Raw genomic sequence first — 11,919 nt, 5'->3', positions numbered from 1 at the left:
TTGCGGTACCCATGCATGCAGAACGGCCGCCCTCGGGCGGCCGTTCTTACTTGTACGCTCCGTACTCCGCTACACCGGGTACGGAAGCCCGCTCACTGTGCCGGAACGGTGATGAACCCCATCTTTTCCACGCCGGCCTCGCGCGCGGCGGACATCACCTCGGCGATGCGCTGATAGCGCGTCTCCCGGTCGGCACGCAGATGCAGTTCGGGCTGCGGCTTTGCAGTGGCCGCCAGGGCGAGGCGGCTTTCCAGCTCGCTTTCCTCGATCGGCAGATCATTCCAGAACAGACGGCCATCCGCGTCCATGGCCAGCGTCACGGTTTCCGGCTTCTCGACATTCGGCTCACTGGAAGCGGACGGCAGATCGATCTTCACCCCGTGGGTCAGCAACGGCGCGGTGATCATGAAGACGATCAGCAGCACCAGCATCACGTCGATCAACGGCACCATGTTGATTTCGTTCATCGGCGACTGCCCGCCGCCCTGGTTGAACCCGCCGAAGGCCATCACGCGGCTCCCGGGGTGGCATGCAGCACCACGGTCTTGCCGGCGCGTTCGCGCGCACCCGCGCCATCCGGCTGCGCGGCCAGCCGAGAGCCGGTGCTGAACCAGGCGTGCAGGTCATGGGCGAAGGCGTCCAGTTCGGACAGTTCCAGACGGTTCGCGCGGGAAATGGCGTTGTACGCCAGTACCGCCGGAATCGCTACGAACAGGCCGAAGGCCGTCATGATCAGCGCCTCGCCCACCGGACCGGCCACCTTGTCGAGCGTGGCCATGCCGGACGCGCTGATATTCACCAGCGCATGGTAGATCCCCCACACCGTGCCGAACAGGCCGACGAAGGGCGCGGTGGAACCGATCGAGGCCAGCATGGTGAGGCCCGACTCCAGGCGCGCGGTCGACAGCGCGATGGACTTGCGCAGCGCACGGGTGACGAATTCGTCGGTATCCAGCTTGCCGCCCAGCGTCTGCTGATGGGCGTGCTGGCGCACATGCTCGGCCGCCGCCCCACCCTGGCGGGCGAGCGCCTCGAAGGGCGAATCCGGCGCGCGCTCGCGCAGGCGCAGCAGGCCTTCCTGCAGATCGGAGGCGGCCCAGAATTCCTCCACGGCGTGGTCGTATCGACGCGCCTGGAGCTGACGCACCACGCGCACCAGGATCAGGTACCAACTGGTGACCGACATCACCACCAGCACGAAGGCGACCAGACGGATCACCAGATCGGACTGCGCCCACAGGTGGGCCAGGCCGAAGGCTTCTTGCATTTCCACGTTTCAGCTTCCTTCCAGTTTGAATACGATGGGTACCAGCACCCAGGCGTCCACCGCGCGATCGCCGCGCCGCGCCGGCGCGAAGCGCCAGCGCTGCACCGCATCGCGGGCGGCATTGTCGAGACGGCCAGAACCGGAGCTGGTGTTGAGTTCAACGGCGGTGGGCGAGCCATCGGCCGACACATGCACACGCAGCATCACCCGCCCTTCCTCGCGCATGCGGCGCGACAACGGCGGATACACGGGCGGGGGATTGTTCAGGTAGTCGGCGTCGAAGCGCGCCTCGGTCACCACCGGTTCGGCAGGGCCGGGATTGCCGCGCACCACCGGCGCGGGTGCGGCGGAGATGGATTCGGCCGGCGCAGCAGGCGCCGATTCCGCCGGCGCAGGCTCGGGATCGACCGCGGCGGTAATCGCCGTGGGCGATTCCGTGACCACCGGCTCGGGCGGACGCGGCTTCGGCTCGGGTTTGGGCCTGGGCTTGGGCGGCACCGGTTTCGGAGGCGGCGCAGGTTCGACGGGCAGCGGCTCCGGAGGAGCAGGCGGCGCCTCGACCACCGGCGACGGCGCCTCCGGGGTGATCAGTGCCACCTGCAGCGGCGCGCCGGCAACCAGCGCCGGCTCCCAGTCCATCCGGGTGAACGCGTACAGCCCGGAGGCATGGGCAAGCACGACCAGCGTAAACGCCAATGCCCGCGTGCTGCGCGGCGGATACGCCACGGCGGCATGCGTACCACCCCTGCGGCGGACGACGGAACGAGGCCGTGCACGCGGGGCAGGCTTGGCGGGGGCCGCCGGAACATCGAAGGCCTGCACGGCCGGAAGGGCTGAATCCGCTGCGCTCATCGTTCCTCGTTCATCCGCGCCCCGCTCAGGGCGCCACATCGGGCACTACCGGCCCCATCATCAGGTTCATCAACAAAGCCGCCACCACCAGGTAGAACGCGACCCGCCGCACGGCAAAGGCCGCATTCGCCAGACGCGCGGGAATTCCTCGCAGAATCGGATGCATCGTCGCCTCACGCTGTCAGGTGCTGGCTGGCCCTCGAAGCGCGGGGGCGTGGCTGGCAAGTGGCGCAACCGGCGCCACGCGGTACCGCGGCGGCGCGGCCGCCGCGGATCGAACTCAGGAACCGCCCTCCATCTGCGACTGCAGATAGTTCTGCAGACCGACCTGCTCGACCAGGTCGAGCTGTGTTTCCAGATAGTCGATGTGTTCCTCGGTGTCTTCCAGGATGTCTTCGAGCAGTTCGCGCGAGACATAGTCCTTACAGGACTCACAGTACGCAATGGCCTCGACCAGCAGCGCGCGTCCGTCGGTTTCCAGTTTCAGGTCGCCACGCAGGCACTCGGGCACGGTTTCGCCGATCAGCAGCTTGTTGAGGTTCTGCAGGTTGGGGAGCCCTTCGAGGAACAGCACGCGCTCGATCAGCGCGTCGGCATGCTTCATTTCCTCGATGGATTCCTCGTACTCGTGCTTGCCCAGGCGGTTCAGTCCCCAGTTCTTGTACATGCGCGCATGCAGGAAGTACTGGTTGATCGCGGTCAGTTCGATGGTGAGTTGTTTGTTGAGATATTGAATGACTTTCTTGTCGCCTTTCATCGTGCCTCCAGTGCCAGGGAATATGCTGCCGGAAACGCCTGCGGCGCGCCGTCCTCCCGGGAGCCCAGAGCGGACTTCAGGCAGGAATGCGCGCAGGTCGCGCAACGCCCGCAATCGGCCGCCACGCCGAGCTGGGTGCGGAGGTCGCGCATGCGCTTGATCCCCTGCTCCACCGCTTCGTGGATGTGGCGTTCGGTTACCGCGTTGCACACGCAGACGTACATGGCAGTCTAGTCCCTGCTGGTGGCTACGACCAGCGCGGCAAGCCGCGCCGGATCTCTGGCTATTTGGTCAGGATCAGCTTCCCGGCCCGGGTGGCGCGCAGCGCATAGACCGCGTCGCCGTGCCGGATCATCACGCACGAACGTCCCTGCAGCAGTTGCTCGCTCGCGATCGGGCGCGGCACGCCCGACTCTTCGATCTGCTCGGAAGCATCGGACGGGCCGCCTGCTGCATCGGTCCGGGTGGTATGAGGCAGCGAATCCATCATTTAAGGCTAAGTATAACAAGAATGATTCGCATTGAAGCATCTATACCCATCTGCGGTCAACTTCTCCGTGTTTGCGAGGCATGAAGCGTGCCCATCCGGCGCCAACCCGCGCATGCACGGAACAGCGCACGCGCCGTCCCGGGAAGAACATCACCGGGCGCCGTCAACTGCCCAACAACACGGCCGGAATGCGACAATCGCGCCTGAGAGCCTGTCTACGCTCTTTTCATGGGTCCCGTTTCCCCGCCAGGCAGGTCGATGCAAGGCACAAAACGCAGTCGGGCTGGTGGCCCGGCGAGTATTTGTAACGCCGCAGCGGCCTGCCTGGCGGGGAAACCCGAAGGGCAGCCGCCCAAAGCGCCCCGCTCCGCGTTGCGCGCCTTACCAAGACACCCGGTATTGGCTGCGCCGCGCGCCTTGAGCGGAACACTTTGGGCGGCTGCGGGACCCATGAAAAGAGCGTAGACAGGCTCTTATGTCGCCAAGCCCACAGGAGCACGCCGCCATGCCCGAGCAGTTCGTCATCGATCCATCCGACCGTCCCACCGTTCCGGTGGCCGGTGGCGGCCTCTTTCCGGTCCGCCGCATCTACTGTGTGGCGCGCAACTACGCCGCCCATGCCCGCGAGATGGGCGCGGACCCCACCCGCGAGGCCCCGTTCTTCTTCCTCAAACCGGGCGACGCGGTCCTGCCGGTAGGCGGCGACGAAGCCGGACGCTTCCCCTATCCGCCGGCCACCCGGGAAGTCCATCACGAGCTCGAACTGGTGGTCGCGCTGGGTGCGGGCGGCACCGATCTGTCCGTGGAACAGGCCGCCGCATGCATCTACGGCTACGCAGTGGGCCTGGACATGACCCGGCGCGACCTGCAGGCCGAAGCCAAGGCGAAGGGCCGCCCGTGGGACATTGCCAAGGCTTTCGACGACGCCGCGCCGATCTCCGCCATCGTGCCCGCGCCCGGCAAGGTGCTGGACGCCGGCGAGGTGCTCCTGCGGGTGAATGGCGAGGACCGCCAATGCGGGGATCTGGCGGACATGATCTGGTCGATTCCGGAAATCATTGCGTATTTCTCGCGCTACTACCGCCTGATGCCCGGCGATCTGATCTTCACCGGCACGCCGGAAGGCGTCGGCCCGGTGCTTCCCGGCGATCTGCTGGAAGGCCGCATCGACGGGGTGGGCACGCTTTCGCTGCGCGTCACCGAACGCTGAACGCGCCTCACCGGCTCAACGCGCCGGCAGCGCGCCCAGGCGCACGCGCGCACCTCGCACCGTGGCCCCCTGCGCCCGCAGGGTGCCGACCCGCAGTTCGCCATTCACCGGCCAGGCCGACCAATCCAGCCAGGCCGGCGCAGTACCCTCTTCGCCGCCGCCGGGCAGTGCTGCGCTCAAGGCATCCAGGTCGAGATGCTCCAGGCTCAGCAGCAGGCTGGACGGAGGCTGCTCCAGCGCGGCGTGGCGCCAGTTGCCGTTCAGCCCGGCCCCCATCAGTTCGCCTTCCAGCGTCCCGCCGGACTCCTCGGCCCCCACGGTGAATCCGCTCGACAGGCGCGCCTGCACCGGCATCTCCGTTTCCAGGCCGAGCGAACCCGCGCCATACCAGCCGCGGGCATCCTGCCCGAAGCGTTCCACGCTCAGGCGCCCGTGGCCATTCATGCCGTCCGGGCCATGGATGTCCGCCGCCAGTTCGCCGCCACTGAGCGCCAGTTCGCCCGCGTCGCCGATCTCCATGCGGTCCACCTGCAGATGCGCGCCCGCCGCCCGCCAGGCACCGCTCTCCGCCTCAAGGCGCGCGTCGAGCGCTTCCAGCGCCCGCAGACCGGGCGTCAAGGCCACTTCCAGCGTGCCCTGCACGCCGACCTCGGCAGGCGCGTTCAACATCAGTTGCAGATCCGCCGACAGGCCAAGGGGCTCGGCGGCCTGTACGGCGCCCAGCTCCAGGCGTGACAGAACCAGCGCCCCCTCCAGTCCGCCGGACTCGTCGCGCAGGTCGATGCGCACATCCTCGAAGCGCACCCCGGCCAGCGCGGGCAGCATGATGGACGATGTGGCCCTGCCCTCCGCCGGCCCGGTCCCGCGCACCCAATCGGCCACGTTCCAATGGCCGTCCGCATCGCGCTGGACCGACACGCGCACGCCGCTGACACTCAGCGTACCGGCCTCCAGGCGGCCCGCCAGCACATCGCGCCAGGACCAGGTCAGCGCAATTTCATCGATGCGCAGCACGGGCTCGCCGTCGTCCCCCCGCAGGGCCAGTGCGCGCAGACGTACGTCCGGCCCCGGGCGCAGTTGCCAGCGTACGGCTTCGCCGATGCGCACCTGCGGCTGCACGAGGGCCTGCAGGCGCTGTTCCGCCGCCGCGCGCAGCCATTCCCCGCCGCGCGCGAGCACCAGCGCCGCGAGCAGTGCGCACAGCAGTGCCAGCACGAGTGCGCCGGACACCAGGCGCCGCAGTTTCACCGCCCGGCCTCTTCCGGCAGGAACAGCGTGAAGGTGCTGCCTTCGCCCAGCTTGCTATGCACCCGCACGGAGCCGCCGTGGCGCTCGGCCACCGTACGCACCATCAGCAGGCCGAGACCGATTCCGCCCACTGCACCGCGCGCGTTGCTGCCACCAACCCGGCTGAAGCGCTGGAACAGGCGCTCCTGCTCTTCCGGCGCGATACCGCGCCCCTGATCACTCACGGCGATCTCCCACCCGCCAGGCACCGGCACCAGCGCCAGGGTGATCTCGGTGCCGGCCGACGAATACTTGATGGCGTTGGAGAGCAGGTTGACCACCGCGCGGAACACCAGCTCGCGGTCCGCCAGCACGCAGGCGCCGTCCTCGCCGGCTTCCGGGGCGACCTGGGTATGCAATTCGATGCCGCTCGCCCGCGCGTTCGCCCACACTTCGTCGGCCGCATCCACCACCAGCATTTCCAGCGGGACTTCGGCGAAACCGGCCGGGTCCAGGCTCTCGGCGCGCGCCAGGCGGAGCAGATCGTCGGCCATGCCCAGTGCCTTGCGTGCATGCCCCGCCATGCGCTGCTCGCGCTTGGCGCCGCCGGCGGGCTCGGCCAGCAGGGTCAGCAGCGCGGACAGCGGCGAGCGCAGGTCGTGCGAGAGGAAGTACATCATGTCCTCGCGGCTGCGCTGCGCCGCGCGGATCGGGCCGATGTCGGCCAGGCCGAACACGGCGCCGAGCGGACGCCCCGCTTCGTCGGCGAGCGGACTGGCGCTGACCAGCAGGCTGTGCCCGTCGGGCAGATCGACCTCCACGCTGGCCTCACCGGGCGGGAAGCCGCCTTCCGGCCACGGCATGGCGGCCAGCAGCGCGCGCTGCGCCTCGGCATCGGCGGTGCCCAGCAGCAGGCCCGCCTGGCGGTTGGCGAGGCGGATCTGGCCGTCCGGCCCGGTCACCAGCGCGCCGACCGGCAGTCCTTCCAGCGTGTCGGCGGTGAAGCGCTGCAACGCACGTTCACGCCGCGCCGCCTCGCGCACCAGTTCGATACGCTCGCGGAACGGGTCGATGGCATCGGCCATGGCGGGCCCGGGCAGCGCCAGCCCGCCGAGCGGGCCGGCCGGCTGGCCCAGCGCGGCCAGTTCGGCATCCAGATAGCGCTGCGCGGCCTCCAGGCGCCGCCAGCTCCACAGCGGATAGGCCAGCAGGCTGCCGGCCAGCGCGCCGGACGGCGGCAGCCACCACTGCTCCACGGTGAGCAGCGACCAACTCGCCAGCAGAATCACGAACAGGAAGGTAAACCCGGCGAGCATCGTGAAGCGCGGGCCGGCGCGCAGCATCAGCACGAGCAGCACGCTGACCGTCAGCGCGGCCAGCGGCGCGACCAGCGCGCGGTCCACGCGCTGCACTACCATGTCGCCGCGCAGCGCGCCGAAGAGGGTGGCATGCACCTCCACGCCGGGCATCGGCCGGGCATGCCCGGAGGTCGGCGTGGGCACGATGTCGCTCATGCCCACGGCGGTGGCGCCGACGAACACCACCTTGCCGGCCAGCGCTTCCGGCTCGAAGCGCCCGCGCAGCACATCGACGTAGGAAATGTAGGGATAGCTGCCGGGCGGGCCGATGAACGGGATATGGAACCACGCTTCGCGCCGCCAGCCCTCATCGGCCTCGGTTTGCGCGGGCACGGCATACTGTGCGGCGGCGGACGGTTCGAACAGCCCGAGCGCGGCGAGCGCGAGCTGTGGGTGGGCGGGACGCCTCATGCCTTCCCACAGGTAGACGCTGCGCGCGATCCCGTCCGGGTCGAGTTCGATATGGATGTGGCCGATGGCGGCGGCGGCCTTGGCGAACAGGGGCAGTGGCCAGGCCTCCCCGGCGCTGGCCGCCGCGCGCATGCCCTGGGTGACCGGCAGCACCACCCGGCCGTGCGCGCGCATGGCGTTCGCCAGCGCGGCGTCGCCCGCCGGCGATTCGCTGGGTTCGGCGAACAGGATGTCGAGCGCGACGACCCGCGCGCCGGCCGCCGTCAGCCGCTCGATCAGCGCCGCATGCACCGCGCGCGGCCACGGCCAGTGGCCGATCTCGCCCAGGCTCTGGTCATCGATCGCCACCACCGCCACCGCCGGATCGGCGGGCAGGCGCTGGGTGGTCATGGCGGCATCGTAGAGCAGGGTGTCGATGCGCCACAGCCAGCCGTTCCACGACGCGCCGGCGGCCAGCCCGCCGCACAGCAGGACGACCGCCAGCCATTCGACCAGCGGCCCGCCGAACAATCCGCGCGCGTCGCTCAGAGCGCGAGCAGCGGGAACAGGAGTATCCACCACGGGATGTTCGCCGGCACGATGACGCGCTGTGCCCCGGACCAGGCACCGACGTAGCCGTCCGGCTCGATGGCGCGCACGCGCATGAAGTAGGTATCCGGCGGCGGACGGGGCAGATCCACCTGCGGCTGGTCGACCTGGCCGGCGTAGCGCGTGGTGGAGAAATCCTCGTCGGCGGAGAATTCGTAGTCGAAGCGCTGGCCGGCCTCGCCCGCCCAGCGGAAGGTCAGCCCTTCGTCACCGATCTCGGGCGGCTCGGGTACCGCGGCGGGGGCGCGCACCAGCACCTTCGAAGGCGCCGACCACGGCCCCTGGTCGCCGTCGGCACGCACGCTGGCCACCCGCCAGCGGTACTCGCCGGGCTCCAGCGCCTTGCCGTGCGACGTGCCGGACACCGCTTCCTCCAGCGGCTCGCCGCCGCCCTCCACGGAGAACAGTTCGAAGCGGTAGGTGGCCGCTTCCGGCGCGCCGCTCCAGGCGAACTGCACCGTGCCGGCGGGCGCTTTGGCGCCGTCGCGCGGCTGTGCCGGGAAGGGCGGCTCCGGGCGCGCCTTGAGCTCGAAGCCGCGCACCGCGTCGTGGCCTTCGATGCCGGCTTCGTCGATCAGCCGCGCACGCAGGTAATACTGCCCGTCCGGCAGGCCGTCGATGCGCAGTTCGCCCGGGCCACTGCGCTCCGCCAGTACCGGGCGGAACTGTGCGTTGCCGGCCACCTGCACGCGCCACGCCACCGCGCCGTCGAAGGCGGGCGGCGCCAGGCGCAGCGCGGGCTGCTCGAAACGCGCCGGCAGGCCGTCCAGATCGGGCGCGGCGGGCAGGCGGCGCGCCTGGCCGAGACGTCCGTCGGCCACGAGGCCGAAGCCGGCCTCCAGGGCGCGGCGCGTCTTGCCCGCGCTGACCTCCACCTTGCCGCGCGTCACCTCGGCACGGCTGCGACCGGCTGCGGCTTCGGTGGCCACGCGGAATTCGGTGCCGCGCACGCCGATCACCGCGGTGGGCGTATCGATACGGTAGCGCGCCGCCGGACCGCGCCGGGGCACCGTGGTGGATTCCACCCGGCCGTCGTTCAACTGCAGATGCACGTCCTCGCCCTCAAAGCCGGGGTAGCCGTGCAGCGCCTCCACTTGCAGGCTGGAGCGTGCCGGCAGTTCCAGCGTGGAGCCGTCCGGCAGACGCAGCGAGACGTGCCCGTCGCCGCCGGTATCGAGCCGCGCACCGGCGCCCACCGTGTCGCCGGCGGCCAGCGCCGCACCGTCGCGCGCGGCCTGCCCATGCACCGCATCGACGCGCAGTTCGCGCGGTTCGGGGCGCAGCAGCTCGCGCGGGATGCGCAGCTGGGTGCCGACCGGAATGCGGTACGGATCGGCGACGCCATTCAGGCGTTGCAGCACCGGCCAGTCGGCGGGGCGCGCCAGCAGGCGTTCGCCCAGGCCGATCAGGGTATCGCCCTGGACCACGCGGTACTGCACCAGATCGGCTTGCGCCGGCAGCGCGGCAAACAGCAGGGAGGCCAGGGCCAGCAGGCGGATCGGGGCGGAAACACGAGTGATCATCATCGGGAAGGCGCCAGAAAGTGGATAAACCGTCCGATTGTAAAGACGGAAGACCCCGGAACCGCAAATTCGTGAAAAAAATCCTGCGATCCGGCGTTTCCACGGGTCTTTCGCCCGCCCGTCATCTGTACGCTGCGTGGCGCAGTCGTTATGATCGCCGCCACACCCCACCCCTCGGCCCTACCTCAAGCGGGAGCACAACAGATGAGTTTCATCAAGGAATTCAAGGAATTCGCCATGCGTGGCAGCGTCGTCGACCTGGCGGTCGGCGTGATCATCGGCGGCGCCTTCGGCAAGATCGTCGATTCGCTGGTGAAGGACATCATGATGCCCATCCTCGGCAAGCTGCTGGGTGGCGTGGATTTCCGCCACTTCTACATCAACCTCGGCGACCAGACCTACGCCACGCTGGCCGAGGCCGAGCAGGCCGGCGCGCCGCTGGTGAAGTACGGCGCGTTCATCAACTCGGCCATCGACTTCGTCATCATCGCCTTCGCCATCTTCGTGGCCATCAAGGCCATCAACCGCCTGAAGCGCACCGAACCGCCGGCCCCCGCGCCCGAACCGGCGCCGGAGCCGGAAGACGTCAAGCTGCTGCGCGAAATCCGCGACGCGCTCAAGCGCGGCTGAACGCCGCGCCGCCGGACTCGGAGCCTGTCTGCGATCTTTGCATCGGGCGCTCAGCCGGCGGCTTCTTCCGCATCGGCCTCGAGGCGCTCCAGGCGATAGCCGTAGTTGTAGGTCGGCGACAGGCGGAAACCGCGCTCCGGGCGCACGCCGAGCTTGGTGCGCACCCGGCTGACGTGCGTATCCACGGTACGCGTAGCGAGGTTGGGGTTGCGCCCCCACACTGCTTCCAGCATGTGTCCGCGCGAGATCAGCCGGCCCAGGTTGCGGAACAGGAACAGCGCCAGGTCGAATTCCTTTTCCGTCAGTTCGACCGCTTCGCCATCCACCGTGGCGATCTTGTGGCGCACGTCGAAACGGAACGGTGGCACGTCCAGCACCGTCTCCACCGCCGCCGGCCGCGCACGGCGCATCACCGCCTCGATGCGGGTGAGCGTCTCGAAGCGGCGCATCGGCTTGATGATGTAGTCGTCGGCGCCCGCCGACAGGCCCGCCACCACATCCTCCTCGGCGTCCCGCGCGGTGGTGAAGATCACCGGCACGTCGTCGCCGCGATCCTCGCGCGCCCAGCGCAGCACCTCGTAGCCGGAGGTGTCCGGCAGGCACCAGTCGAGCAGGTACAGGTCGAAGCTTTCCCGCCCGGCGTTGCGGATGAAATCGCGCCCGTTGGCGAACGCATGCACGTCGTGTCCGGCCTCGCCCAGCCAGCCCGCCAGGGTCTCGCGGTGGGTCGGATCATCTTCCAGAATCGCTACCCTCATGCCAGTCCTCCCACGTAGGGGTTGCCGGCGCGCTCAGCGCCGAAGGTCGAACAGGGCCCGTGCCCGGGGACGAAGGTGACATCATCGCCGAGCGGGAAAAGTTTGTCGCGGATCGAGCCGATGAGCGTCGCATAATCGCCACGCGGGAAATCGGTGCGCCCGATGGAGCCCGCGAACAGCACGTCGCCGACCAGGGCCAGACGCAGCGCCGGGTGGAAGAACACCACATGGCCCGGCGTATGGCCCGGGGCATGGATCACCCGCAGGGTTTCCTCGCCCACCTGCACGCTGTCGCCATCCCGTAGCCAGCGGTCCGGCTCGACCGTTTCCGCCCCGGAGAAGCCGAACCTCATCCCCTGCTGTTCGATGCCTTCGAGCCAGAAGCGGTCTTCCTCCTGCGGCCCTTCCACCGGCGCCGACAATGCCCGTGCGAGTGCCGCCGCGCCGCCGGCATGGTCGATGTGCCCGTGGGTGAGCAGGATGCGTTCCACCGTCACCTTCTCTTCGGCCACGGCGGCGAGGATGCGCTCCAGATCGCCACCCGGATCCACCACGGCGGCCCGGCCGGTGACGTCACACCACAGCAGCGAACAGTTCTGTTCGAAGGGGGTGACGGGAATGATGCGGCAATGAAGCATGGCGGCAAGCCCGATACGAAGGACGGCGCACATCTTAGCGCATCCCGCGGCCACGACGCCCGAAGAGCGGCCGTGCGCCCTGTCGTTTTTCCCACAATTTATTCACTCATGTAAATAACGAAACATGCAGAAATCCCGAATTACGGGACAAACATGGATGAACAGCAGCGGCGGACGGCAACAGCACCCATGTTTTTATTATTTACTTTG

General features: G+C 69.1%; 14 protein-coding genes. 2 read left to right on the top strand and 12 right to left on the bottom strand.

Annotated elements, in window-relative coordinates:
• Positions 1–92: 92 nt before the first annotated feature.
• The 7 genes from E6C76_RS11785 to hemP all read right to left on the bottom strand — a co-directional run bounded on the left by E6C76_RS11785 (position 93) and on the right by hemP (position 3,366).
• Positions 93–509: an ExbD/TolR family protein gene (locus E6C76_RS11785; RefSeq protein ID WP_136348441.1), complete on the bottom strand. Its 417-nt coding sequence runs from the start codon at positions 507–509 to the stop codon at positions 93–95.
• The gene (locus E6C76_RS11780) at positions 509–1,273 is read right to left on the bottom strand and encodes a MotA/TolQ/ExbB proton channel family protein (RefSeq protein WP_136348440.1); all 765 of its coding nucleotides are present in this window, start codon (positions 1,271–1,273) and stop codon (positions 509–511) included. The genes E6C76_RS11785 and E6C76_RS11780 overlap by 1 nt, the downstream gene beginning before the upstream one ends.
• Before the next feature lie 3 nt (positions 1,274–1,276).
• Positions 1,277–1,993, bottom strand: coding sequence for an energy transducer TonB (locus E6C76_RS11775; protein ID WP_230976251.1), 717 nt, complete (start codon positions 1,991–1,993; stop codon positions 1,277–1,279).
• Between the two features lie 151 nt (positions 1,994–2,144).
• Positions 2,145–2,285, bottom strand: a complete 141-nt coding sequence (locus E6C76_RS22070; RefSeq protein WP_168734326.1) for a hypothetical protein — start codon at positions 2,283–2,285, stop codon at positions 2,145–2,147.
• Between the two features lie 114 nt (positions 2,286–2,399).
• Positions 2,400–2,876 carry a bacterioferritin gene (gene bfr / locus E6C76_RS11770; RefSeq protein ID WP_136348438.1) on the bottom strand — a complete coding sequence of 159 codons (477 nt, stop codon included), beginning with the start codon at positions 2,874–2,876 and terminating at the stop codon, positions 2,400–2,402.
• Complete coding sequence (locus E6C76_RS11765) at positions 2,873–3,100, bottom strand: (2Fe-2S)-binding protein (RefSeq protein WP_136348437.1); 228 nt, start codon at positions 3,098–3,100, stop codon at positions 2,873–2,875. The genes bfr and E6C76_RS11765 overlap by 4 nt, the downstream gene beginning before the upstream one ends.
• 59 nt (positions 3,101–3,159) lie before the next feature.
• On the bottom strand, positions 3,160–3,366 hold the full coding sequence (gene hemP / locus E6C76_RS11760; protein WP_230976250.1) for a hemin uptake protein HemP: 207 nt from the start codon (positions 3,364–3,366) through the stop codon (positions 3,160–3,162).
• Positions 3,367–3,871: 505 nt separating this feature from the next.
• Between hemP and E6C76_RS11755 the strand changes: the two genes are divergently transcribed.
• Positions 3,872–4,576, top strand: a complete 705-nt coding sequence (locus E6C76_RS11755; RefSeq protein ID WP_136348436.1) for a fumarylacetoacetate hydrolase family protein — start codon at positions 3,872–3,874, stop codon at positions 4,574–4,576.
• Between the two features lie 15 nt (positions 4,577–4,591).
• Here the strand turns inward: E6C76_RS11755 and E6C76_RS11750 are convergent, their stop codons facing one another.
• Genes E6C76_RS11750 through E6C76_RS11740 form a run of 3 tightly spaced genes read right to left on the bottom strand, consistent with a single transcriptional unit; the run spans position 4,592 to position 9,686 of the window.
• On the bottom strand, positions 4,592–5,824 hold the full coding sequence (locus E6C76_RS11750; RefSeq protein WP_136348435.1) for an AsmA family protein: 1,233 nt from the start codon (positions 5,822–5,824) through the stop codon (positions 4,592–4,594).
• Positions 5,821–8,130, bottom strand: coding sequence for a CHASE2 domain-containing protein (locus E6C76_RS11745; RefSeq protein ID WP_136348434.1), 2,310 nt, complete (start codon positions 8,128–8,130; stop codon positions 5,821–5,823). The genes E6C76_RS11750 and E6C76_RS11745 overlap by 4 nt, the downstream gene beginning before the upstream one ends.
• Complete coding sequence (locus tag E6C76_RS11740) at positions 8,097–9,686, bottom strand: FecR domain-containing protein (RefSeq protein WP_136348433.1); 1,590 nt, start codon at positions 9,684–9,686, stop codon at positions 8,097–8,099. The genes E6C76_RS11745 and E6C76_RS11740 overlap by 34 nt, the downstream gene beginning before the upstream one ends.
• 201 nt (positions 9,687–9,887) lie before the next feature.
• Here E6C76_RS11740 and mscL point away from each other — a divergent pair, with 201 nt between their 5' ends.
• Positions 9,888–10,313, top strand: coding sequence for a large conductance mechanosensitive channel protein MscL (gene mscL, locus E6C76_RS11735; protein WP_136348432.1), 426 nt, complete (start codon positions 9,888–9,890; stop codon positions 10,311–10,313).
• A 50-nt stretch (positions 10,314–10,363) separates the two neighbouring features.
• On the opposite strand, the gene E6C76_RS11730 is transcribed toward mscL, so the two are convergent.
• Positions 10,364–11,071 (bottom strand): response regulator transcription factor, encoded by a 708-nt coding sequence (locus E6C76_RS11730; RefSeq protein WP_136348431.1) that lies wholly within the window; start codon positions 11,069–11,071, stop codon positions 10,364–10,366.
• Positions 11,068–11,709 carry an MBL fold metallo-hydrolase gene (locus tag E6C76_RS11725; protein WP_136348430.1) on the bottom strand — a complete coding sequence of 214 codons (642 nt, stop codon included), beginning with the start codon at positions 11,707–11,709 and terminating at the stop codon, positions 11,068–11,070. The genes E6C76_RS11730 and E6C76_RS11725 overlap by 4 nt, the downstream gene beginning before the upstream one ends.
• Positions 11,710–11,919: the final 210 nt, after the last annotated feature.

It is taken from the genome of Pseudothauera nasutitermitis (genome assembly GCF_004801295.1).
Classification (GTDB): Bacteria; Pseudomonadota; Gammaproteobacteria; order Burkholderiales; family Rhodocyclaceae; genus Pseudothauera; species Pseudothauera nasutitermitis.
The sequence above is the reverse complement of the archived record's forward strand: the minus strand, read 5'-3'. Positions and strand labels throughout refer to the sequence as shown.

Excerpts from the sequence above, each read along its gene's own strand:
- bfr (WP_136348438.1), bottom strand. The coding sequence starts at position 2,876 with ATGAAAGGCGACAAGAAAGTCATTCAATATCTCAACAAACAACTCACC.
- E6C76_RS11765 (WP_136348437.1), bottom strand. The coding sequence starts at position 3,100 with ATGTACGTCTGCGTGTGCAACGCGGTAACCGAACGCCACATCCACGAA.
- E6C76_RS11730 (WP_136348431.1), bottom strand. The coding sequence starts at position 11,071 with ATGAGGGTAGCGATTCTGGAAGATGATCCGACCCACCGCGAGACCCTG.
- mscL (WP_136348432.1), top strand. The coding sequence starts at position 9,888 with ATGAGTTTCATCAAGGAATTCAAGGAATTCGCCATGCGTGGCAGCGTC.
- E6C76_RS22070 (WP_168734326.1), bottom strand. The coding sequence starts at position 2,285 with ATGCATCCGATTCTGCGAGGAATTCCCGCGCGTCTGGCGAATGCGGCC.
- E6C76_RS11740 (WP_136348433.1), bottom strand. The coding sequence starts at position 9,686 with ATGATGATCACTCGTGTTTCCGCCCCGATCCGCCTGCTGGCCCTGGCC.
- hemP (WP_230976250.1), bottom strand. The coding sequence starts at position 3,366 with ATGATGGATTCGCTGCCTCATACCACCCGGACCGATGCAGCAGGCGGC.
- E6C76_RS11755 (WP_136348436.1), top strand. The coding sequence starts at position 3,872 with ATGCCCGAGCAGTTCGTCATCGATCCATCCGACCGTCCCACCGTTCCG.
- E6C76_RS11725 (WP_136348430.1), bottom strand. The coding sequence starts at position 11,709 with ATGCTTCATTGCCGCATCATTCCCGTCACCCCCTTCGAACAGAACTGT.
- E6C76_RS11785 (WP_136348441.1), bottom strand. The coding sequence starts at position 509 with ATGGCCTTCGGCGGGTTCAACCAGGGCGGCGGGCAGTCGCCGATGAAC.